We start from the raw sequence: 20197 nt of genomic DNA on the forward strand, positions 1-20197 counted from the left end.
ACCCACCCATGAGAGTTTCCGCATGAACACCTTCGCCCGTACCCTGGCCGTTGCCGCCCTCGCCCTCTCGGTCCAGGCCGGCCTGTCCGCGCAGGCCGCCGAACCAGCCAAGCCGGCTCCGGTCACCGCCATCGCGCGCACTGCCAGCTACATCACCACCGCCGACGGCGTGCAGCTGTACTACAAGGACTGGGGCCCGAAGGACGGCCCGGTCGTGACCTTCAGCCATGGCTGGCCGTTGAATTCGGACAGCTGGGAGTCGCAGATGATCTTCCTGGCCAACCATGGCTACCGCGTCATCGCGCATGACCGTCGCGGCCACGGGCGCTCCAGCCAGCCGTGGGACGGCAACGACATGGATCACTACGCCGATGACCTGGCCACGGTGATCAACACACTGGACCTGCACGATGTGACCCTGGTGGGCTTCTCCACCGGTGGTGGCGAAGTGGCGCGCTACATCGGCCGGCATGGCACCGGCCGGGTCAAGAAGGCCGTGCTGATCAGCTCGGTGCCGCCGTTCATGCTGAAGACCGCCGACAACCCCAACGGCCTGCCGATCGAAGTGTTCGATGGCATCCGCAAGGCACAGATGGATAACCGCGCGCAGCTGTACCGGGACATTCCGTCGGGCCCGTTCTATGGCTTCAACCGCCCCGGTGCGAAGGTGTCGCAGGGGCTGATCGATGCGTGGTGGGCGCAGGGCATGCAGGGCGGCCACAAGAACACCTACGATTCGATCGCCGCGTTCTCGGCCACCGATTTCCGCGCCGACCTGAAGAAGTTCGATGTCCCCACCCTGGTGATCCACGGTGACGACGACCAGATCGTGCCGATCGATATCTCTGGCCGCCAGTCAGCGAAACTGATCAAGGGCGCCAGGCTGATTGTCTACCCGGGTGCGCCGCATGGCCTGACCGACACCCACAAGGACAAGGTCAACCAGGACCTGCTGACGTTCCTGCAGGAAAAGTGAGTGGCCAGGGCTCCGGCGCGGTGCCGGAGCCCTTCTGTTGCCTGGCGCCCACCTTCATGGACGCGCCGCGGTCGGCATCTGGAATGTGAACACGGTGCCGTCGCTCTCACTCGACTGCACGTCCAGTGTGCCGCCGTGGGACTTGGCAATTTCCGATGCAATGTAGATGCCCAGGCCAAGCCCTGGCTTGGGCAGCTCGCCCTGCTCACGCGAAAACGGGCTGAAAATCGTCCCCAGCCGCTCAGGCGCAATGCAGCCGGCGTTATGCACATCCAGCGTGAGGCGATGGGATGCGGCATGAACCCTCAGCGTGACTGGGGCGGAGCGCTCGCCGTGCTGGGCTGCGTTGGTCAGCAGGTTGGCCAGCAGCTGCGACAGCCTGCCGGTGTCGCAGACCACGCCACCTTCGATCCGCATCTGGACGTTGATGTCCTGCCGACCGGTAGCGATCGCCACTTCTTCTGCAACCTGTTCAAGCGCCGCCTGCAAGGTGTGGCTTTCCTGGAGCGAGACCGGAATGCCTCCTCCCAGCCGCCCCCTGGCGAAATCAAGCACATCACCGATGAGGCCATCCATCCGGGTGACGCCGGCGGCGATGTGCGCGAGCATCCGCTGCTGGCGCTCGGAAGTTGCCTCAAGTTCCAGTGAATCGGCGGCCACGCTGATGGCCTGCAGCGGGCTGCGGAGGTCATGGCCCAGCACCGCGATGAACTGATCGCGCAGATCGGAAACACGCTGTGCCGTTGAAAGGGCTGTCTCTGCCTCCAGCAGCTGATCCTCTTTGTCGAGGTAGTTGCCAACGAGGTCGGCAAGCAGCTCCATGGATCGTTGGACATGCGCCTCATCGAAGTTGCCCGGCGACGAATCAATGGCACACAGGGTGCCGAAGAAACTGCCATCCGGCCGATGGATCGGCACGGAGGCGTAACTCTCCAGCCCATAGATCCTGGGCGTATGGTGTTTGGAATACAGCGGATGTGCACTGGCGTGCGCGAACACCACGGAGGTCGATGACTGCCTGATCTCGTCACAGAGGGTGGTTTCGAGGACCAGCTGCCCGCCCGGAACGAGCCCGAACCCCAGGGTGTCCAGGGTGGCGCAGGCGGTCCACGTGGTTTCTGTCACCCGGGCAATCGCGGTGAATCTTGAGCCTGTGATATGGGCGACGGTTTCAAGGATGCGCGGCACTGCTTCAATACGGCCGATCTCAGCGATGTCATTCAGCAGGTGGGGATCGGTCAGTGTGTGCATGTAGTGGCAGTCGGGCGCAGTGGTGCATCATCCCATGAATCCAGCCATGAACACTCAGTCCGCCCCGCCCCGTGCGTTGCGCCGCAGCGATTGCGGCGGCTGGCCGAAGGCGCGCAGGAAGGCACGTCGCATGCGTTCGGTATCACCGAAGCCCGTTTCAGTCGCCACTTCATCCATCGTGTAGCGGCTCTGCTCGATCAACACGCGAGCGGCCTCCACCCGCAGGCCCTCCACTGCCTTGGCGGGGGATTGTCCGGTTTCCTCGCGGAACGCGCGACTGAACTGGCGGGTGCTCAGATGCGCGGCCTGCGCCAGTTCTTCAACCGACAAGGTGGCGCGCAGATTGCGGCGTGCAAAGGTCAGCGCGTTCTGGATGCGATCAGACCGGGCATCCAGCTCGAGCAGCACCGAATGCTGGGACTGCCCGCCTCCGCGCCGATGGTAGATCACCAGCTTCCGGGCCACCGCCCTGCACAGATCCGCACCGAAGTCCTGCTCGATCATGCCAAGCGCCAGGTCCAGCCCCGCGCTCATGCCGGCGGAGGTCCAGATCGGGCCATCGGTGATGAAGATGCGGTCTTCCTCCACCTGCGCGGCGGGAAAGCGCTGCCTGAGCGCACGTGCGTGGAACCAGTGCGTAGTGGCGCGGCGCCCGTCCAGCAACCCCGCTTCGCCGAGAAGGAACGCGCCGGTGCACACCGACGCGGTCCTGCGCGTGCGTGCGGCCGCATGACGGATCGGATCGATCAGCGCGCCGCTGGACGGGGCTGGCTCCAGCAGGCCGGCCACGATCATGGTATCCAGCGGCTGCTGCGCAAGCGGCGCTGTCTGCATGGCCATGCCAAGCGAGCTGGGCACCAGCCCGCCCTGTTCGGACAGCATGTGCAGATCGTAAAGGCGCTCGCCTTCGGTGGCATTGGCCAGTTCGAAGGCGGACGCCGCGGCGATCGCCATGGTCTGGAATCCGGCGGGCAGGACAAATCCAACACTGGGCATGACGGTTTTTCAGGGGTGGCCGTAAACGAGGTATATACGACATTTACGACACTTACAAGCCGACCTAGATTTCCCCTGACCCCGGCGACGTTCGCCGGTTCGGACTGACCTCTGTGAACGACCCTACCCATCACGGCACCGCACTCATCACTGGCGCATCGTCCGGCATCGGGGCGATCTATGCTGATCGCCTGGCCCACGCCGGCCATGACCTGATCCTGGTCGCGCGACGCGCCGACCGCCTGCGCCAACTGGCCGAAGCGCTGGCCCGCAGCACCGGCCGCACGGTGGACATCGTCGCCGCGGATCTGACCACCTCCGACGGGCGTGCCGAAGTTGAAAAGGTCATTCAAGGCCGAGCGGATATCCAGGTGCTGGTCAACAATGCCGGTATCGGCGCTACGGCGCCCCTGCTGCAGTCGGACATCGGCGAGATGGAGCGCATGATCACGCTCAACGTGAACGCCGCGATGCGCCTGGTCTATGCTGCAGCGCCGGTGTTTGTGGCACGTGGCCGGGGCACGATCATCAACATCGCCTCCATCGTCGCGCTGGCACCGGAGCTGCTCAACGGGGTCTACGCGGGAAGCAAGGCGTTCGTGCTGGCGTTCTCGCAGTCGCTCCACCATGAGCTGGCCGACAAGGGCGTGCGTGTCCAGGTCGTCCTGCCGGGCGCCACCGCAACCGACTTCTGGCACCTTTCCGGCCTGCCGGTGGAGCACCTGCCACAGGGCATCGTGATGAGCGCCGAAGACATGGTGGACGCGTCCCTGGCCGGGCTGGCGCAGGGTGAACTTGTGACCATTCCCGCGCTTCCGGACATCGCTGAGTGGGACGCCTTCGAGCAGGCACGCAAGGCAATGGCACCGGGCCTTTCGCGTGCGCAGCCGGCGCCGCGCTATGTGAGCGGCGCCTGATCGGCGAACGGCTTGCAGATGCCCGGCGTGGTGGAGTGCGATAGCCGGGGATGACGTCGCTACAGCGCCAGTTCCCTGGCAAGGAACGGCGCCGTCCTGCTGCCCTTGGCGCGGGCCACCTGGCGTGGCGTACCCTTCGCCACGATGGTTCCACCTGCGCCGCCTGCGCCCGGGCCGACGTCAATCACCCAGTCGGCCTGTGCGACAGACCGCATGTCGTGCTCGATCATCACCACGGTGTTTCCCGCGTCCACCAGCCGCTGCAACTGCACCAGCAGCCTGTCTGCGTCCAACGCATGCAGGCCGGTGGTGGGTTCGTCCAGCACATAGAGCGTGCGGCCGCGTTGGCTGCGCTGCAGCTCGGTCGCCAGCTTGATGCGCTGCGCCTCGCCCCCTGAAAGCTCCGTGGCCGGCTGACCGAGCCTGAGATAGCCCAGGCCGATCTCCTGCAGCAGCTGCAGCGGCCGCGCGATGGCTTCCTCACCGGCGAAGAATGCCTGTGCCTGGTCGACCGTCATCTGCAGGACTTCGGCAATGTTGCGGCCGTTCCACAACACCTTCAGCGTGGCCTCGTTGTAGCGGGCGCCATGGCAGGCGGGGCATGGCGCATAGACACTGGGCATGAACAGCAGTTCCACGCTGACGAAACCCTCGCCTTCGCAGGTCTCGCACCGGCCCTTGGCCACGTTGAACGAAAAGCGGCCGGCGTCAAAGCGGCGGCGTCGCGCGTCGGGGGTCGCGGCGAACAGCTTGCGCACGTGATCGAACAGGCCGGTATAGGTGGCCAGGTTGGAGCGTGGCGTGCGGCCGATCGGTTTCTGGTCCACCTGCACCACGCGCTGGATGGCGTCCACGGCTCCGGCAAGCTGGCCCCGCGTCGCTTCGATCACGGTTGGCCCGTCCTCGGGCGTGCTGTCGGCGCTGTCGTCCACGGGCTCGTGCCCCAGGTGCAGCAGCATCAGCTCGGGCAGCGCCTGCGCCATCAGGCTGGACTTGCCCGATCCGGAAATGCCGGTCACTGCGGTCAGCACTCCCAGCGGCAGCTGCGCGTCCACGCCCTGCAGGTTGTGGCGGTGGATGCCCTTCAGCTCCAGCCAGCGGTCGGCGCTGCGTTGCCGGCTGGCAGGCGCAGGCACCTGGTCGAACAGGTACCGCGCGGTGCGCGAGTCCTCGATGCGGCGCAGGCCGTCGGGCTCGCCACTGTAGAGAACGCGCCCGCCGTGCTCGCCCGCTTGCGGTCCCACGTCCACCAGCCACTGTGCACGTCGCATCAGGTCCAGATCGTGTTCAACGACGAACACCGAGTTGCCGCCATCGCGCAGCCGGTCCAGCGCGTCGTACAGCGCCTGGCTGTCGGCCGGATGCAGGCCGGCCGACGGCTCATCGAGCACGTACAGCACACCAAACAGCAACGAGCTGAGCTGTGTGGCCAGCCGCAGGCGCTGCAGTTCGCCGGCCGACAGGGTGGGCGTGGCACGATCCAGCGAGAGATACCCCAGGCCCAGCTCGCGCAGCTGCCGTACCCGCGCCATGACCCCACCCGCCAGTCGCTGCGCGGCCAGGCGTTTTTCCTCCGACAGGGCCGAGGTCAGCCGCACATCGGGCGCGCCCTCGTGGGTCGCACGGCCAGTGGCTGCCCGCTTGGCGCGATCGCGGGGCGTCGCACTCCTGCGGGTGCGTGCGCCGTGGCTGTGTGCACTGAAGTCACCCTGCGCGATGGGCTCGAGCAGCCCGGCCAGTTGATCCAGCGGCAGCCGCATGAACTCACCGATGTCCACACCGGCAAAGGTGACCGAAAGTGCTTCGGGCGTCAGTCGCTTGCCCTTGCAGGCGGGGCACAGCTTGCCTTCCATGTAGCGCGAGACACGCTTGCGCATCAGCGCGCTCTGGGTGTTGGCGAAGGTGTGCAGCACGTAGCGGCGGGCGCCGGTGTAGGTGCCCATGTAACTGGGCTCCAGCTTGCGCTTGAGTGCGGCACGCGTCTCGGCAGGCGTGAAGCCGGCATAGACGGGCACGGTCGGCGTGTCCTCGGTGAACAGGATCCACTCCCGGTCCTTCTTCGGCAGCTTCTTCCACGGCACGTCGATGTCGTAGCCCAGGGTGACCAGGATGTCGCGCAGGTTCTGGCCATGCCAGGCCGGCGGCCAGGAGGCGATGGCGCGCTCGCGGATGCTCAGCGACGGGTCCGGCACCATCAGCGCTTCGGTCACTTCGTAGACGTGGCCCAGCCCATGGCAGGTGCTGCAGGCCCCCTGCGGCGTATTGGGCGAGAAGTCCTCGGCGTACAGCATGGGCTGGTGGGCCGGGTACGCGCCTGCACGCGAATACATCATGCGTACCAGGCTGGACAGCGTGGTCACGCTGCCCACCGATGAACGTGCGTTGCTGGCACCGCGCTGCTGCTGCAGGGCCACCGCCGGCGGCAGGCCGTCGATGGCATCCACGTCGGGCACGCCCGCCTGGTCGATCAGGCGGCGCGCATACGGTGCGACAGATTCAAAGTAGCGCCGCTGGGCCTCGGCGAAGACCGTGCCGAACGCCAGCGAGGATTTGCCCGAACCCGATACCCCGGAGAACACCACCAGCGCATTGCGCGGAATGGAGACGTCGACGTTCTTCAGGTTGTGCTCGCGTGCGCCGCGGACCTCGATGCAGCCGCTGGCTGCGGCAGCGCATGACGACTCGCCAAAGGGGGTGTTGGACATCTTCGCGATCCTGCTGCCAATGAGTGGAATACATGCATGCGCACACGGGCGGCTATTGTCGCTGCTGCAGGGTGAATGGAGTGAGGGGATGTTGATTGCGTGCAGCGTCGGAACACCAGGTGGCCGACGCCAACCGCGCTATACGGCTGATTGTTAACCTGCATTGGCTGAAGGCTTGACGCCACGTTGCCGCACCCTTGATGCAGCCGCTCACAGTGCGGCTCCTATGCTGGGCCCGCCACTACGGCAGTGGGACCCAACCTGGAGATTCACCATGCAACGCGATCAGAAAGACCTGCCCCACCCGGACCCGGAAGCACAGCGCACCGACCCGGTCAGCCCGCTTCAGGCCAAGCTGCATAACCATCGCAATCATGACGAGGCGTTGCAGGAGACGTTCCCGGCCAGTGACCCGATCTCGCCCTTCGTCGCAGCCCCGACGCCCGACGAGCAGGCCGCGCGTCTGGGTGAGCGGGTCAAACTGCCAGACCGCCGGACGGATGAGGAGGCCGGCGGAGGTGAGCAGTGATCCGGCGCGGCTTTGCGCGCGTCGCGGCGGCCACGGCGCGGTTGTCCGGCAGTCTTGGGGCGTTCGTCGCGGCACTGGGGGTGATCATCGCCTGGGCCGCCAGCGGGCCGGCCTTCCACTTCAATGACACCTGGCAGCTGGTGGTCAACACGGGCACCACCATCGTGACGTTCCTGATGGTATTCCTGATCCAGCATACCCAGAACGCTGACACCGCTGCGCTGCACATCAAGCTGGACGAGCTGATCCGGGTCAGCAAGGACGCCAACCAGGAGCTGCTGAACCTGGAATCGATGGAGCCGGCCCATCTTGAAGAGATACGCCAGCGCTACGAGGCACTGGCGAAGACCGCTGCAGACATCAAGTCCAAGAAGGAGCGCTGCATGCCCTGCGAAGCGGATGCAACCGCCGAAGCCTGAGGTCACCGCTGCGGCGGCGGCCTACAGCGCCGCCGGTGTGAGGCCCTGCCTGGCGGGGCCCTCCAGCAGGGCCCCGGTGGCGGAAAAGCGGCTGCCGTGGCACGGGCAGTCCCATGTGCGTTCATGGCCATTCCATTGGACGACGCACTTGAGGTGCGGGCACAGCGCCGACATTGCGTGCAGCTGGCCATCATCATCGCGGTAGATCGCGGTGCGCTCTCCGCCCACGTCCAGCAGCGCACCGCACCCGCGGCCCAGCTCGCTGGGAGCGCGCGACGACGCGGTTCCAAGGCGATCGCCCACCATGTGCCGCGCAACCGTGGCGTTGGTGCGGGCCCAGCCTGCAGCCGAGCGCAGCGGAGTAAAGCGCATGGGGCTGAGCAGCTGCTCGATCTCGCTGGTCGTTCCCGTGATTCCCTCCGTGATCGCGCGCGCGGCCACGCCCGCCCAGGTCAATCCGTCCGGCCCATAGCCGGTAGCGACCCATACATTGTCGTGCGCGCTGCTGCCGATGTAGGGCAGCTGATCCGCGGCCCGGAACTGCTGCGCGGACCAGCACAGCGGCTCGCCCTGCACGCTGAAGTTGCGACGCGCGTCGGCGACCAGATGCTGGGCCGGATCCATCGCCGGGGTTTCGCCAGTGCGATGTGTCTCCCCGACCAGCACCAGCCAGTCGCGGCCATCAGCGCCATGCACCCCGCGCAGCGAGCGGTGCCGGTCGGCGATCCAGTGAATGCCTGCCGCTGGCGGATTGGCCACCGGTACCGCTACGCCGTATTCGCGGTACACCTCCATTTCGGCCTGCACCAGGTTGAATCCTGCTGGCGAGTGGGTGGCCAGCACAAAGTGCCTGGCATGAATGCGGGCACCAGGGGCCGTCGCCACTCCGGCTGAAGCCTCGATGCGGGTGATCCGGGTCCAGTCGTGGATGCGCACGCGGCCCACCAGATGACGGGCCAGTTCCCTGCAGAACGCCGCCGGATGCAACTGCGCCTGGTCGGGAACGCGGAAAGCGTTGCCCAAGGTGAACGGCAGCCCGGATTGGCGGTGCTCGCAATGCAGGCCAACGCGTTGGTAGGCCTGAAGCTCGCGTTCGAACTGCGCCGTGGCCTCGCGCGAACGTTCCTGCACGCCGTACTGCATGGCCACGCGCTCGAAGCCGCAGTGCAGATCGTAGCGGTGGACCAGTGTTTCGATGGAACGCAGCGCGTGTTGCCGCCACTGCACGACACGACGTGCCGTGTCACCGCCCCAACGCGCGATCAGGTCTGCCATCCGGGACACGGGAGCGTAAAGATTGCCGGTTGACATCACCGTGTTGCGCCCGCCGATGGGGCCGGCATCCACCACCACCACATCCAGGCCGCTGTCGGCCAAGCGGGCGGCGGTCAACAGGCCGGTCATGCCTGCACCGACCACGAGCACGTCCGCGCGCGTGGTCCCGGCGAGCGGGCGGAAGCCGTGCGGATCGGAATCAGCTGACCATAAGCTGGCGCGCGGGGACGGGTCGGCCATGAAAAGGATCCTTGCAGGTTCATCGGAGAGCCTTCCCTGATACGCCCTGCCGGGTGAAACGACGGTGGCGTGCCCGTGCAGGAAATGCTCACGTGCGTGGCACTGCCGCGGTAAGGATCAAGACGGGGTGAGTGCCGCATGGACACGATGCCAGCGTCGCCTGTGCGAACCGCGACCCTCTGCTTGCAGCGTGGTTGCTAACGTGGCTGCATGGAGGGCCAGGCAGTGAGCACGCATCTGGAAATCGACCTGATGATCGCGCAACTGGAGGAAATGCTGCCCACCTGGGCGGCGTTCTATCCCGAGCCGCAGTTCATCCGCATGCTCGCCGAGGCGCTGGACTACATCGCTGCCAGTGCGGACCCGGATGCCCGCCTGTACTGCGTGATGCGCACCGGGCACCTCGATTCGTGCAGCGGCGAGATCCCCTGGGCGGCGCGCTATGGGGGCCGCTAGGCCGATCGATCACGCCGCGACGGCATAGGGTTCCACCAACCTGGCCAAGACATCCATGGCCGTCTCGGTTGGCGCATCGTCACCGGTCCGCTGGGCGAACCCTGACCAGTCCGCGCGGGCAAGACTCTTCAACTGCTCGGGTTGCGTCGGCAGCCAGCGCATCGGCCAGAACGGGAGACGCCGGTTGCCTACCCTGCCGCGCTGCAGTTCGATCAGTCCCGTGTGGCTTGTAGCACCGAGTACCCGCGAGTACGCCACATTCAAGCCATCTTCGGGTCCTTCCATGTACTGCAGGAAGCGGGCGCCATCGAACAGCAGTACGCCGGTAACGCCGGCATTCCGGTTGAAGCGCGCGGCATCATCGACCAGGTCGTCCAGCTTCCCGCTGCGCAGGCCCAACGGGTCACCCGCAACGGCCGGACCCGCCTCACTTATGTATGCGACTGCCCTGATCGGCATTGGCTGCTCCTGTAGCGAATCCCCCCAGATTCCGTACCGCAAGCATAGGCCAACCGCGCCGACGATATGTTCCGGCCCTGTGTATTCTGCGAATCAGTTGGGTTCGGGCTGACAGACGGTACGCAGCACGGGCCTGGCCTACGGGTCTGCCCGGGCCCATCGGGCGAGATTCTGCTTCACTTCCGCGATGCCGGCCCAAGGGTCCTTGCGGCGACGTCTGAGCTTTGCGGGCACGTCCTTGATCGTGAAGGCGTCGGCGCGCTTGAGTTTCGCCAGATCACCCCAGGCGATCGGCAGTGCCACCGGTGCGCCCGGCCGGGCGCGCAACGAATAGGACGCGACCGCCGTTGCACCGCGCCCATTGCGCAGATAGTCGACGAAGATCCGCTTGTTGCGCAGGCTCTTGGTGGCGGTTGCCAGGAACCGCTGCGGTTCGGACTGTGCCAATGCATCGGCGAAACCCTTCGCAAAACGCTTGGTCAGGTCCCAATCGCACCCTGGGTTGAGCGGCACGACCACGTGCAGGCCCTTGCCGCCGGAGACTCGCAGGAACGATTCCAGTTCCAGCTGCGCCAGCAGTTTCCGGATGTCGGTTGCCGCTTTCTTGACGTCGGCAAAGGGCACATCCGGTCCGGGATCCAGATCGAACACCACCCGGTCGGCCCTGTCGGGCGCCTCGGCGTGGCTGCCCCAAGGGTGGAACTCCAACGCGTTGAACTGCACCAGTTCCAGCAGGCTGGCTGCGTCCCGCACCACCAGGTAATGGGCGTTGATGCCGCTTTCCTCCTTCAGCCTTACCGGATCGACCAGCGCCAGCCCGGCCGTGTGGTGTTTCTGGAAGAAGCAGGGCTTTGCGGTGCCACTGGGGCAGCGGATGATCGACAGCGGACGATCCACCACCTCGGGCAGGAGGTGCTCCATCACTGCTGCGTAGTAATCCCACACGTCCTGCTTGGTGTAGCCGTCGCCGGGAAACAGGATCTTGCCTGGGGACGACAGCACGGGGGGCGCGCGATCCGTTGCCGGCGCCCTTTCCACCCGGCGCCCACGCAGCGCGGGCGCTTGCGACCGCGCTGCGGCCGGGGCCGCTCCGGCGCGATCGGAATCGGCGAGGTCGGCGATATCCTTGTCCGCCCGCACCGCCTTCAGCGACGCCTGGCGCAACAGTTGCTGCCCACCGATTCCGCGGTAGAAGACCTCCACCACGAAACGCGGTTCGAACCAGGTCGCAGCGCGCAGATCGGTGTCCTGCGTGGGCACGTACGCGGTTGGCTTGCGGCCGCCGCCGCCCTTGATGCGCTTGCTGATGTCGCCAATCAGTTCATCCGAGAACCCGGACCCGACGCGCCCTGCGTAGAGCCAGCCATGCGTTGCGTCTGGCCGGGCCAGCAGCAGCGAACCAAAGCCGGTGCGGCTGCCTTTGGGTGCGGTGTAGCCCACCACCGCGAACTCGTCGCTGGCCAGCTGCTTCGTCTTGCGCCAGTCCTCGCTGCGGCCGCTGTGGTAGCTGCGATCGGCGCGCTTGGAGATGATGCCTTCGAAGTGCCGCTCACCGGCCAGTCGGTAGGCCTGGTCGCCATCCCCCTGTACATGCGAACTGAATGCCAATGGGCTGCCCTGCCCCTCCAGCACCGATTGCAGCAGGGCCTTGCGCTCCAGCAGGGGCGCATCGGCGACATCCACGCCATCAAGATGCAGCAGATCGAACAGCGCATACGTCAGGACGCCTTGCTTCTCGCCGGAAAGCGTGGCCTGCAGCAGGTTGAAGTCTTCCTTGGTGCCGGCGCCGGCGATCAGCTCGCCGTCCAGTGCCGCCGAAGTCAGGCCCAGGGCCGCGATCGCATCACGTATTTCGGGAAGTTTGGCGGTCCATTCCAGCGCGTTCCGTGACCACAGCTGCACGTTGCCCTCAACCACCGTAGCAAGGATGCGGTACCCGTCCCATTTGATCTCATGCACCCACTGCCCGCCCTGGGGCGGCGCTTCGCCCAGCTTGGCCAACTGCGGCTCAAACGGCCCGGACGGCGCTGCCGCCCTTTTCGCCTTGCTGAGCGTCAGGGCCTTCTTCGCCCAGTTCTTTCGCCGGGCGCGTCTGGCAGGTACCGCCGTCAGCCGCTTCTTCGCGGCCTTGCCAGCGCCGGCTCGCTTCAGATCCTCCGGTGGCGCTTCAGCGACGTCCCCCAGCAGATCGTCTGCCTCGATATCGCTGGCAAATTCGTCGTCGTCCTTGAACAGCAGCCACTGTGGCTGGCGCGCGGGCTTTCCCGACCGGACCAGATGCCAGCCGCCTTTCAACTTGGTACCGAACAGCTCGAAGCGCAGATGGCCCTTGGCGAGCTGGGCTTCCGGATCGCCCTGCGTGGCCCATACACCGTGGTCAAACTGGGCGACATGGCCGCCGCCGTACTGGCCCTTGGGAATATCACCCTCGAACGCCGCGTAGTCCACCGGGTGGTCTTCCACTTCCACCGCCATGCGCTTGACCTTCGGGTCGTAACTGGGGCCTTTGGGCACGGCCCAGCTCTTCAGCGCATCGCCAACCTGCAGGCGGAAGTCATAGTGCCTGCGGCTGGCATGATGCAGCTGCACCACGAAAATGGCGCGCTGGCCTTTCGGCAGCGCCTTGCCCGGCTCGGGCTCCTTGGTCTGGTCAAAACGACGCTTGCGGCGATACTCGACCAGGGACATGGCCAGCTCCGCGCTATTTGCCCAGGTGCTTCCGGACAGCAACCGCCGTGGGCCCGACTGCCGCGACGGCCGCGCGAAGTTCGTCGGCGGACACGCCCAGCGTCGTGGTCCAGTACCGCAGTTCGTAATCCTCATTGACGTTGATGCGGTCCCGGTCCGGGCTGCCGGCGTTGTTCTTGTCATCGCTCATGGGAGTCTCCAGCGTGATCGGGGGTGAACTGACCGTACCGGCCATTCCATGGGCACGGAGCGATGCCACTGTGAAGCCATGGCGAAGGCCGCCGGCACGGCGTCCTGCCGATGCGCGAAAGACGCTGCTTCGTGAAGGCAGCGCGCAGGGTCCGCGTGGGAATTCACATGCCACCTTCACTCCTTCCCCGCCTGATCGCAACCGGACGGGACCTACTCTGAGCACTCCATTCACAGCGGAGCCCAGCATGGCTATCAAGACGGCGGAAGATCTGTTCATCCACGAGCTCTCGGACATCTACAGCGCCGAGAAGCAGCTGACCAAGGCGCTTCCGCGCCTGGCCCGTGCGGCCGAGAATCCGGATCTGGCCGCAGCGTTCGAAACGCACCTGGAAGAAACCCAGGGGCAGATCGAACGCATCGACCAGGTGGTCGAGGTGCTCGGCATCCGCCTGAAGCGCATCAAGTGCGCGGCGATGGAAGGCCTGGTCGAGGAAAGCAAGGAGGTGATCGACAGCATCGACAAGGGGCCGGTGCGCGACGCTGCCCTGATCGGTGGCGCGCAGAAGGTCGAGCATTACGAAATTGCCTCCTACGGCACCATCGCCGCGCTGGCCAAGCAGCTGGGCTACAAGGATGCCCTGCCGTTGCTGCTGGAGACGCTGGAGGAAGAAAAGGCAACCGATGAGAAGCTGACCCTGCTGGCCAAGGGCGGCGGCAATGCCAAGGCCGCGCAGGCCGCCTGAGTCGAATCGCATGCCCCTCGGCCGCCATGGAAGGCGGCCTCAGGGTGGGTAGAGCACCTGATCGTTTGGGCAGAAGAACGTGCGTCGCCGCGTCGTACCCATGTACAGCTTGCTGATGGGGCCACCGCAGAGCGGGCACACCTTTCGCGTATGCACCTGCCAGTGCTTCTTCAATTCGAAGCGCCGTTTCCATTCCAGGAAGTCGAAGCTGTAGGCACGGGCCTGGTTGATCAGGGCGGTGAGCTTGCGCGGTGGCAGGTCGCCCAGTCGCGTGGCCGGATGCACGCGGATGCGGAACAGCACCTCATTCTTGATGATATTGCCGACGCCCGCGAAGATCGTCTGGTCCAGAAGCGCATCACAGACCAGGGTGTCCGGCAGTGCCCTCAGCTTGCGCCGGGCCAGTTTTGGATCCCAGGCGTCGTTCATCACGTCCGCCCGCCAGTCGTAGACGTCGTCCAACGGCTGGTCGATCAGTCGGACGGAACACGCGTAGAAATTCAGTTCCCCGTTGTCGAATGCCAGCGACACCCGTGCAGGAGCTGGCTTCCGTTCGTCGATGCGCCAGCTGCCGAACATCATCAGATGGATGCGCAGCGTGTGGTGGCTGAACTCCAGCAGGAAGTGCTTGCCCCAGCTGCGAACCGCCTTGACCCTGCGTCCCTGCAGCGGTGACAGGTCGATGCGGCTGTTGCCGGAGACGCCGCGCACGACGTGACCCTTGAAGCGGCTGGCGGCTTCGCGCAGCAGGACAATGGACGGGCCCTCAGGCATGCGCGTCCTCCTGCAGCAGTGCCTGCAGGTGCAGGGCGTTGCCGGTCGCGTGGCCCAGCGCGGTGTTGTCCAGTACGCACCAGGCGCGGCGCTGCGCAGCGGCTTCACGCTGCAGGTGCTGGGCCAGCCCCGCCAGCGCCTGTTCGCTGTAGGGGCTGCGATAGATCTGCGGCTGCCCGTGCCAGCGCCAGTAGCTCCACGTGCGGTCACCGCCCGGGACAGCTGCTGCCGGTACCCGGGCCGGGTCAGCCGCGACCCGTGCGATGCCATGGTCGCTCAGCAGCGTATCGACGTCTGCAGTGAACCAACTGGGGTGGCGCGGTTCGCAGGCGACATCAACCGAGGTGCGTGCGCGCAGTCCGTGCAGGAATGCCTTTACGGTTGCCGGCTCATACGCCAGGCTGGGCGGCAGCTGGAGCAGCAGCGGCCCCAGCCTGTCCCCCAGCGCGATCACGCCATCAAGGAACAGCGCCAGCGGCTGCATCGCGTCGCGCAGCCGGCGTTCATGGCTGATCACGCGCGGCAGTTTCACCGCGAAGCGGAAACCCGCGGGCACGCTCGCCGCCCACCGGGCGTAGGTCGCCGCCTGGTGGGGGCGGTAGAACGAGGAATTGATCTCGACCATCGGCAGGCGGGTGGCATAGCGCTGCAGTACGCTGTCGCCTGCGCCGAACGCCGCCTGCGCCGCGCGCGACAGCGACCAGCCTGCGCAGCCGATCCGTACATGTCCTGGCGTGCCCGGGGCGGCGCATGCGCTCATCGTGCTACCGGTCCGTCCGGCTCCAGCAACCGGCCATCGCCGGCGCCTGGCGGCGCCTGCGCCACCGATTGCAGTCGATCAAGCGCACTGGTGCCAGGAGCGAGCGCGGAGGCGCTGCGCACGAAGCCGGTCCAGTCGGAGATCGCGATCTTTCCCAGCGCCAGCTCATCCACGCGCACGCTGTGCATGCGCCAGTGCGGGAACTGCCGCCGCCCCACCCTGCCCCGGTTGAGTTCGACCAGACCGTTGTGGCTGCCGGCCGCCAGGATGCGGGTGTACGCCGCGCTGACACCGGACTCCGGGCCTTCGAGATATTGCAGGAAGCGCGTGCCGTCGAACAGGAGGACGCCGGTCACATCAACCGACTCGTTGAACAGCATCGCGTCCGCGACAAGCTGCTGCAGCCGTTCTGCAGTCAGGTTTCGGGTGGCTTCACTTACATATGCAATGGCACGAAGAGGCATGACAGCACCGGGTTGTTGCAGATGGCTCTACCTTAGCGGTGCGGATCAAACGCGCGGTGACACCGGCGTGGAGGCGGCGTTGAACCTGTACGTGCCAACGCCGCGCTGCGTTGACACCCGGCTCGAGCACCACGACCGGCATGCCGTGTCCCCCGCCGATGGATTTGCTTTCGTGGAGAATGCATGAGGAAGCGCGTGCCTGCGCATGACATCACGTTGGCGGTGGTGCCACCGCCGTCTAGCGGCGGATCTGGAAGATGGTCGCTGCCGCCAATCGGGCGGCTCACTCCAAGGAGACTTTCCATGGCCAACCAGAACCAGAACCAGGGCAGCAGCAACCGCGGCTTCGCTTCGATGGACGAAGACAAGCAGCGCGAGATCGCCGCCAAGGGCGGCCGCGCCGCGCATGAGTCGGGCAACGCCCATGAATTCAGCTCTGAAGAAGCGCGCGAAGCCGGTCGCAAGGGCGGCGAAGCGGTGAGCCAGGATCGCCAGCACATGGCCGACATCGGCCGCGAAGGCGGCCAGAACAGCCATGGCGGCGGCAACCAGGGTGGCAACCAGGGCGGTCGGCAGCAACAGCAGGAACGTGGCGGCAACAACAACCGCGGTGGCCAGCAGCGTTGATCGAGACTGACCGGTTGCACCCCATGTGGGCGGACAGCGTGTCCGCCCACTTTTTTTCACGCGAAACGTGGGGCGGAGGCCCGCCCCGGCCTGTCCCGCGTCAAGGCTCCCGTGGCGGCAGGTCGAGCGCACCGGCGCCCGGCCCGGCGCCCAGTTCGGCACCGGTTGTCGGCCGTGCTTCGGGATCGGAAAGCGTTCGCAGGGTCATGGCCTGCACCGCCGCCTGCTCGCGTGGGTCCAGGCCCACCGTGGCGCTGCCGTCACCGCCGTCCACAGCGGCCTGGGCCTCGCGGTCGCTGACCCGCTCCCACAGCTCGCCGCTGTTCCAGCTGCCCAGCAGGTCATCGGCGCCGTCGCCCTGCGACATGTCCATGTACAGGTCGGTAAAGGCGGGGTCACCCGGCTGCTTGCCCGGTGGGAAGTTGGGCTGGATGCTGTGCAATGCCTTTTCGAAGGACTTCTGGTGGGCGATTTCGCGCGTCATCAGGAAGCGCAGTGCGTCCTTGATGCCTGGATCATCGGTCACCGTGATCAGTCGTTCGTAGACCAGCTTGGCGCGGGCTTCGGCGGCGATGTTCGAGCGCAGGTCGGCGGTGGGCTCCCCGATCGAATCGACGTAGGCCGCCGTCCACGGCACCCCGCTGGAATTGACCAGCGCCGGGCCGCCCCCATACAGGATCTGTTCGGTATGGCTGGTGCTGTTCTGGCCCAGCAGCCGCATGTCCTCGGCTTCGGCAAGACCCTCGGACTGGATGGCCTTCGGGCCGCGGTTGAGCATGGCGATGATGGTGCCGATGATCTCCAGGTGGCTGATCTCTTCGGTGGCAATGTCCATCAGCAGGTCCTTGCGGCCCGGATCGCATTCACCGAGTCCCTGGGTGAAGTAACGCATTGCAGCCGCCAGTTCGCCTTGGGGGCCGCCAAACTGTTCCAGCATGAGGCTGGCAAGCTGCGGGTTGGATTCGCGCACGCGCACGGTGTACATCAGCTTCCTGTGGTGGAAGAACATGGGACTGTCTCCTGTGTATGGCAGGCGGGACCGGGATCAACGCTTGGCTTGGGCGCCAGGCGTTTCGTCACGGTTGAGGAAGGCGCCGACCAGGCTGTCCTGGTGCTCTTCCAGCCAGCGCGCCATGGCGATCTCTTCCTGCAGGATCTGGCCGCACACGGCCGCGATATCCGGCGCAGCGGCCCGCTCGGCCGCGATCACCAGCGCCCGGTAGGTGGCGATCTCGGTGTTCTCGAAGCCAAAGGAGATGCCGATGCTCTTGACGACCTCGTCCTCCATCAGGGTGTTGCCGGCAGCGTGGATCGCTGCGGTCATGCTCGCGAACAGCCCCTTGGCGGTGGGCACGCTTCCGCCGAGCGCTTCAATGCACTCGCGCAGGGAGGCGGCCTGCTGCTGCGTCTCCAGTACGTGCTGGCCGATGCGTGCGGCAAGATGGGGATAGTTCTGGATGCGCGAAGCCATGGCCTTCATCATGGTCTCCGCCTCCTGCTCCATGGCGTAGGCATCCTGCAGCCATTTCAGCAGGCGCTCGCTGCGGACGGTGTTCTGGTCTGCCATCATGGTCTCCGGTAGTGGGGCGACATGCCTCCGGAGACCATGGTGGCGAGGCAGCAATCACTGCCCCGTCGGCCGGCGTGAGCCGGCGGGCGTGCGCGCTGCACCTGGCGCTGATGCGGTCATAACATCCGCTGTTGCGTGGCAACGCCTGCCGCGAACTCAGGCGGGCATCGCGCCGGACACTACAGCGCTGCCGGCGTCGCGACGGGGGCTTGCTGCGGGTGCGCGCGCGCCTGCGGACGCCTTCAACGCCTGGATCACCCGGTGCTGCGCACGGTGCGCGCCCCCTTCCACGCCCACGACATAGACAAAGCGGCCATCGAACTTGGCCTGGGCACCCTCCAGCACGTCATCCTCCTGCAGGGCGCGCTTGAGCGACTTCATCCATGCCCGTTCGGGGGTGCGATCCAGCTCCACGACGATCGCAGCGCCGCCGCAATCCAGGGACATGCACTCCACGCGCAATGCGCAGGGGGCGGTGGGGTCGGTGGCGGATCGAGGCATGGTCATGGCTCCAGTGCTGGGGGACGGCGGCAGTATCCATGGCCGCCGCCAACGCGCCGTCAAAAAAGGCGCACCGCCTTCCACGCCGCATCGACGGCATGGAGCACCTGCGCGGGGCGGCTTCGCGCTGGGCTGACACGGCCCACGCGCGCCGTTGATGCAATACAGCACACACTGCAGTTCCCAAGGCAACACAGGCATGCGCGCATGCAATCGGAAATGGACCAGCGCAGGTGCAACCTGCTGCTGGTTGAAGACCAGCTCGACCTGGCTGCACTGATGGAACAGGCGCTGGAAGACGGCGGCGGCCGGGTGACCCACGCCTACAGCGTGTTCGATGCGCTGGGGCTGCTGGATACGCAACGTTTCGATGGCGCGGTTCTGGATGTGGAGCTCCGCGATGGCGTGGTGTTCCCGGTGGCCGATCGACTGGCGGAACTCGGCATTCCCTACCTGTTCGTCTCTGCGGTCTATGACCAGCTGGTGCCGCTGCGCCACCGCCGCGCAACCTTCGTGGCCAAGCCGTTCCACATCGACCAGTTGCAGGAAGCCGTCCAGCAGGTCGTGGGAGACGCCTGCGCGCCCCCTGCCACGCATTGAGCGGCAGACGCCGGGATTACGCCAGGTGTGGGGCTACCACCTGCCCCAGCTGGCGCAGCGCACCACCGCGGGAGAGCCCGCTCCAGTTGCCACGAGCGACGCTGCGGATGTCGGCAGGGTCGGTCCAGAGCAGCCGCATCGACCAATAGGGAAAGAACCGGCCGGACACCCTGCCCCGGCCCAGCTCAAGCAGTTCGCAATGGCTGCGGGCACCGAGGATACGGCTGTACACCACGTTGATGCTGTCTTCCGGTCCCTCGATGTACTGGAGGAAGCGGTGCCCATCGTAAAGAAGCACACCCGTCACGCCTGCTTCGAAGTTGAAGCGGGCAGCGGCCCTGGCGAGGTCGTCCACAGGGTCCATGGAAAGCCCCGGTATCGCCTCACTTGCGTAAGCGATTGCGCGGAGGGGCACGTTGATTCCTTCTGACGCAGGAAGTGTCCTGCCCTTCCATGATGCTGCCCTTGCCGTAGAGCCAAATGAGGCGGTTCACAACCTGCCTCGCTCCATCCTCTCCCCTGCGGCACACTGCAGTAACAGGTTTCCGGCTCAGGCGGCCTTTGCGTAGGGCTCGACAATCAGCAGCAGCTTGTCCATCGCCGTGGCATCGGCCTGTCCGGTCGCTGCCCGCTGGATGAAGCTGGTCCAGTCGGCACAGGCGATCTCGCGCAGCTCATCTGCAGTGACGGACAGGCAACGCATGGGCCAGAACGGCAGCCGCCGCTGGCCGACACGCCCCCGCGCAAGTTCGATCAGGTGGATGTGACTGCTGGCGCCGGTGACACGGGAGAAGGCCACATCCAGTCCATCGGCAGGGCCCTCCATGTACTGCAGGAAGCGTTCGCCGTCGAACAGCAGCACCCCGGTCACCCCTGCGCCCCGATTGAAGCGCGCGGCATCGTCCATCAGCGCTTTCAGACGTTCCGGCGAGAATCCACTGACGGCCTCGCTGACGTAGGCGATGGCTCGATTCGGCATGGTGCCACTCCTGCTCTTCCAGCGCTTCACTCTAGGACGGGCATCGTGGCGAAACCGTAAACGCCAGCCGGGAAAA

The 20197-nt window shown here is 66.2% G+C and carries 23 protein-coding genes; 8 read left to right on the forward strand and 15 right to left on the reverse strand.

Features of this window, described 5'->3' with window-relative positions:
- Nucleotides 1-22 precede the first annotated feature (22 nt).
- Nucleotides 23-976, forward strand: coding sequence for an alpha/beta fold hydrolase (locus tag AC5P7F_RS15770; protein ID WP_049407332.1), 954 nt, complete (start codon nucleotides 23-25; stop codon nucleotides 974-976).
- Nucleotides 977-1030: 54 nt separating this feature from the next.
- Here the strand turns inward: AC5P7F_RS15770 and AC5P7F_RS15775 are convergent, their stop codons facing one another.
- Together AC5P7F_RS15775 and AC5P7F_RS15780 are read right to left on the reverse strand one after the other, a co-directional pair.
- The gene (locus AC5P7F_RS15775) at nucleotides 1031-2227 is read right to left on the reverse strand and encodes an ATP-binding protein (RefSeq protein ID WP_197639463.1); all 1197 of its coding nucleotides are present in this window, start codon (nucleotides 2225-2227) and stop codon (nucleotides 1031-1033) included.
- Nucleotides 2228-2281: 54 nt separating this feature from the next.
- Nucleotides 2282-3181, reverse strand: coding sequence for a GlxA family transcriptional regulator (locus AC5P7F_RS15780; RefSeq protein WP_227863780.1), 900 nt, complete (start codon nucleotides 3179-3181; stop codon nucleotides 2282-2284).
- Between the two features lie 155 nt (nucleotides 3182-3336).
- Here AC5P7F_RS15780 and AC5P7F_RS15785 point away from each other — a divergent pair, with 155 nt between their 5' ends.
- Entirely contained in the window at nucleotides 3337-4140 is an 804-nt protein-coding gene (locus tag AC5P7F_RS15785) for an SDR family NAD(P)-dependent oxidoreductase (RefSeq protein WP_164076880.1), read from the forward strand.
- Nucleotides 4141-4199: 59 nt separating this feature from the next.
- Here the strand turns inward: AC5P7F_RS15785 and AC5P7F_RS15790 are convergent, their stop codons facing one another.
- Nucleotides 4200-6845 carry an excinuclease ABC subunit UvrA gene (locus AC5P7F_RS15790; protein ID WP_164076881.1) on the reverse strand — a complete coding sequence of 882 codons (2646 nt, stop codon included), beginning with the start codon at nucleotides 6843-6845 and terminating at the stop codon, nucleotides 4200-4202.
- A gap of 274 nt (nucleotides 6846-7119) precedes the next feature.
- On the opposite strand from AC5P7F_RS15790, the gene AC5P7F_RS15795 reads away from it, so the two are divergent.
- Both AC5P7F_RS15795 and AC5P7F_RS15800 read left to right on the forward strand, forming a co-directional pair.
- Complete coding sequence (locus tag AC5P7F_RS15795) at nucleotides 7120-7374, forward strand: hypothetical protein (protein ID WP_164076882.1); 255 nt, start codon at nucleotides 7120-7122, stop codon at nucleotides 7372-7374.
- Complete coding sequence (locus tag AC5P7F_RS15800; protein WP_014647164.1) at nucleotides 7371-7793, forward strand: low affinity iron permease family protein; 423 nt, start codon at nucleotides 7371-7373, stop codon at nucleotides 7791-7793. Before AC5P7F_RS15795 ends, AC5P7F_RS15800 begins: the two co-directional genes overlap by 4 nt.
- A 21-nt stretch (nucleotides 7794-7814) precedes the next feature.
- On the opposite strand, the gene AC5P7F_RS15805 is transcribed toward AC5P7F_RS15800, so the two are convergent.
- Nucleotides 7815-9308 carry an FAD-dependent oxidoreductase gene (locus AC5P7F_RS15805; protein ID WP_197602786.1) on the reverse strand — a complete coding sequence of 498 codons (1494 nt, stop codon included), beginning with the start codon at nucleotides 9306-9308 and terminating at the stop codon, nucleotides 7815-7817.
- 225 nt (nucleotides 9309-9533) lie between these two features.
- Here AC5P7F_RS15805 and AC5P7F_RS15810 point away from each other — a divergent pair, with 225 nt between their 5' ends.
- Complete coding sequence (locus tag AC5P7F_RS15810) at nucleotides 9534-9764, forward strand: hypothetical protein (RefSeq protein ID WP_014647166.1); 231 nt, start codon at nucleotides 9534-9536, stop codon at nucleotides 9762-9764.
- Nucleotides 9765-9773: 9 nt separating this feature from the next.
- Here AC5P7F_RS15810 and AC5P7F_RS15815 read toward each other — a convergent pair whose 3' ends face one another.
- From AC5P7F_RS15815 to AC5P7F_RS15825, 3 genes are all read right to left on the reverse strand, one after another.
- Nucleotides 9774-10223: a BLUF domain-containing protein gene (locus AC5P7F_RS15815; protein WP_049407346.1), complete on the reverse strand. Its 450-nt coding sequence runs from the start codon at nucleotides 10221-10223 to the stop codon at nucleotides 9774-9776.
- A 138-nt stretch (nucleotides 10224-10361) separates the two neighbouring features.
- Nucleotides 10362-12911 (reverse strand): DNA ligase D, encoded by a 2550-nt coding sequence (ligD, locus tag AC5P7F_RS15820; RefSeq protein WP_164076884.1) that lies wholly within the window; start codon nucleotides 12909-12911, stop codon nucleotides 10362-10364.
- 13 nt (nucleotides 12912-12924) lie between these two features.
- On the reverse strand, nucleotides 12925-13101 hold the full coding sequence (locus AC5P7F_RS15825) for a DUF3606 domain-containing protein (protein WP_014647169.1): 177 nt from the start codon (nucleotides 13099-13101) through the stop codon (nucleotides 12925-12927).
- A 247-nt stretch (nucleotides 13102-13348) separates the two neighbouring features.
- Between AC5P7F_RS15825 and AC5P7F_RS15830 the strand changes: the two genes are divergently transcribed.
- On the forward strand, nucleotides 13349-13846 hold the full coding sequence (locus AC5P7F_RS15830; protein WP_164076885.1) for a DUF892 family protein: 498 nt from the start codon (nucleotides 13349-13351) through the stop codon (nucleotides 13844-13846).
- Nucleotides 13847-13885: 39 nt separating this feature from the next.
- Here AC5P7F_RS15830 and AC5P7F_RS15835 read toward each other — a convergent pair whose 3' ends face one another.
- The 3 genes from AC5P7F_RS15835 to AC5P7F_RS15845 are packed head-to-tail and all read right to left on the reverse strand — an operon-like array spanning nucleotide 13886 to nucleotide 15844.
- On the reverse strand, nucleotides 13886-14620 hold the full coding sequence (locus AC5P7F_RS15835) for a DNA-formamidopyrimidine glycosylase family protein (protein ID WP_197641299.1): 735 nt from the start codon (nucleotides 14618-14620) through the stop codon (nucleotides 13886-13888).
- Complete coding sequence (locus AC5P7F_RS15840) at nucleotides 14613-15380, reverse strand: DUF72 domain-containing protein (RefSeq protein WP_164076886.1); 768 nt, start codon at nucleotides 15378-15380, stop codon at nucleotides 14613-14615. The genes AC5P7F_RS15835 and AC5P7F_RS15840 overlap by 8 nt, the downstream gene beginning before the upstream one ends.
- Nucleotides 15377-15844 carry a BLUF domain-containing protein gene (locus AC5P7F_RS15845; RefSeq protein WP_014647173.1) on the reverse strand — a complete coding sequence of 156 codons (468 nt, stop codon included), beginning with the start codon at nucleotides 15842-15844 and terminating at the stop codon, nucleotides 15377-15379. The genes AC5P7F_RS15840 and AC5P7F_RS15845 overlap by 4 nt, the downstream gene beginning before the upstream one ends.
- Before the next feature lie 303 nt (nucleotides 15845-16147).
- On the opposite strand from AC5P7F_RS15845, the gene AC5P7F_RS15850 reads away from it, so the two are divergent.
- Nucleotides 16148-16471, forward strand: coding sequence for a KGG domain-containing protein (locus tag AC5P7F_RS15850; RefSeq protein WP_046430680.1), 324 nt, complete (start codon nucleotides 16148-16150; stop codon nucleotides 16469-16471).
- A gap of 100 nt (nucleotides 16472-16571) precedes the next feature.
- On the opposite strand, the gene AC5P7F_RS15855 is transcribed toward AC5P7F_RS15850, so the two are convergent.
- The 3 genes from AC5P7F_RS15855 to AC5P7F_RS15865 all read right to left on the reverse strand — a co-directional run bounded on the left by AC5P7F_RS15855 (nucleotide 16572) and on the right by AC5P7F_RS15865 (nucleotide 18542).
- On the reverse strand, nucleotides 16572-17480 hold the full coding sequence (locus AC5P7F_RS15855; protein WP_046430681.1) for a manganese catalase family protein: 909 nt from the start codon (nucleotides 17478-17480) through the stop codon (nucleotides 16572-16574).
- Between the two features lie 36 nt (nucleotides 17481-17516).
- Nucleotides 17517-18038, reverse strand: coding sequence for a ferritin-like domain-containing protein (locus AC5P7F_RS15860; protein ID WP_046430683.1), 522 nt, complete (start codon nucleotides 18036-18038; stop codon nucleotides 17517-17519).
- A 159-nt stretch (nucleotides 18039-18197) separates the two neighbouring features.
- Complete coding sequence (locus AC5P7F_RS15865) at nucleotides 18198-18542, reverse strand: hypothetical protein (RefSeq protein WP_100450505.1); 345 nt, start codon at nucleotides 18540-18542, stop codon at nucleotides 18198-18200.
- 207 nt (nucleotides 18543-18749) lie between these two features.
- Between AC5P7F_RS15865 and AC5P7F_RS15870 the strand changes: the two genes are divergently transcribed.
- Entirely contained in the window at nucleotides 18750-19142 is a 393-nt protein-coding gene (locus tag AC5P7F_RS15870; RefSeq protein ID WP_014647178.1) for a response regulator, read from the forward strand.
- A 16-nt stretch (nucleotides 19143-19158) separates the two neighbouring features.
- Here AC5P7F_RS15870 and AC5P7F_RS15875 read toward each other — a convergent pair whose 3' ends face one another.
- Together AC5P7F_RS15875 and AC5P7F_RS15880 are read right to left on the reverse strand one after the other, a co-directional pair.
- Complete coding sequence (locus AC5P7F_RS15875; protein ID WP_032955963.1) at nucleotides 19159-19557, reverse strand: BLUF domain-containing protein; 399 nt, start codon at nucleotides 19555-19557, stop codon at nucleotides 19159-19161.
- 135 nt (nucleotides 19558-19692) lie between these two features.
- On the reverse strand, nucleotides 19693-20121 hold the full coding sequence (locus tag AC5P7F_RS15880; protein ID WP_049439716.1) for a BLUF domain-containing protein: 429 nt from the start codon (nucleotides 20119-20121) through the stop codon (nucleotides 19693-19695).
- Between the last annotated feature and the right edge of the window lie 76 nt (nucleotides 20122-20197).

This window comes from Stenotrophomonas sp. YJH_SMC_105-26 (genome assembly GCF_059368915.1).

Excerpts from the sequence above, each read along its gene's own strand:
- AC5P7F_RS15805 (WP_197602786.1), bottom strand. The coding sequence starts at position 9,308 with ATGGCCGACCCGTCCCCGCGCGCCAGCTTATGGTCAGCTGATTCCGAT.
- ligD (WP_164076884.1), bottom strand. The coding sequence starts at position 12,911 with ATGTCCCTGGTCGAGTATCGCCGCAAGCGTCGTTTTGACCAGACCAAG.
- AC5P7F_RS15795 (WP_164076882.1), top strand. The coding sequence starts at position 7,120 with ATGCAACGCGATCAGAAAGACCTGCCCCACCCGGACCCGGAAGCACAG.
- AC5P7F_RS15840 (WP_164076886.1), bottom strand. The coding sequence starts at position 15,380 with ATGAGCGCATGCGCCGCCCCGGGCACGCCAGGACATGTACGGATCGGC.
- AC5P7F_RS15790 (WP_164076881.1), bottom strand. The coding sequence starts at position 6,845 with ATGTCCAACACCCCCTTTGGCGAGTCGTCATGCGCTGCCGCAGCCAGC.
- AC5P7F_RS15855 (WP_046430681.1), bottom strand. The coding sequence starts at position 17,480 with ATGTTCTTCCACCACAGGAAGCTGATGTACACCGTGCGCGTGCGCGAA.
- AC5P7F_RS15825 (WP_014647169.1), bottom strand. The coding sequence starts at position 13,101 with ATGAGCGATGACAAGAACAACGCCGGCAGCCCGGACCGGGACCGCATC.
- AC5P7F_RS15770 (WP_049407332.1), top strand. The coding sequence starts at position 23 with ATGAACACCTTCGCCCGTACCCTGGCCGTTGCCGCCCTCGCCCTCTCG.
- AC5P7F_RS15830 (WP_164076885.1), top strand. The coding sequence starts at position 13,349 with ATGGCTATCAAGACGGCGGAAGATCTGTTCATCCACGAGCTCTCGGAC.
- AC5P7F_RS15815 (WP_049407346.1), bottom strand. The coding sequence starts at position 10,223 with ATGCCGATCAGGGCAGTCGCATACATAAGTGAGGCGGGTCCGGCCGTT.
- AC5P7F_RS15865 (WP_100450505.1), bottom strand. The coding sequence starts at position 18,542 with ATGCCTCGATCCGCCACCGACCCCACCGCCCCCTGCGCATTGCGCGTG.
- AC5P7F_RS15860 (WP_046430683.1), bottom strand. The coding sequence starts at position 18,038 with ATGGCAGACCAGAACACCGTCCGCAGCGAGCGCCTGCTGAAATGGCTG.
- AC5P7F_RS15850 (WP_046430680.1), top strand. The coding sequence starts at position 16,148 with ATGGCCAACCAGAACCAGAACCAGGGCAGCAGCAACCGCGGCTTCGCT.
- AC5P7F_RS15880 (WP_049439716.1), bottom strand. The coding sequence starts at position 20,121 with ATGCCGAATCGAGCCATCGCCTACGTCAGCGAGGCCGTCAGTGGATTC.
- AC5P7F_RS15775 (WP_197639463.1), bottom strand. The coding sequence starts at position 2,227 with ATGCACACACTGACCGATCCCCACCTGCTGAATGACATCGCTGAGATC.
- AC5P7F_RS15835 (WP_197641299.1), bottom strand. The coding sequence starts at position 14,620 with ATGCCTGAGGGCCCGTCCATTGTCCTGCTGCGCGAAGCCGCCAGCCGC.
- AC5P7F_RS15870 (WP_014647178.1), top strand. The coding sequence starts at position 18,750 with ATGCAATCGGAAATGGACCAGCGCAGGTGCAACCTGCTGCTGGTTGAA.
- AC5P7F_RS15845 (WP_014647173.1), bottom strand. The coding sequence starts at position 15,844 with ATGCCTCTTCGTGCCATTGCATATGTAAGTGAAGCCACCCGAAACCTG.
- AC5P7F_RS15780 (WP_227863780.1), bottom strand. The coding sequence starts at position 3,181 with ATGGCGATCGCCGCGGCGTCCGCCTTCGAACTGGCCAATGCCACCGAA.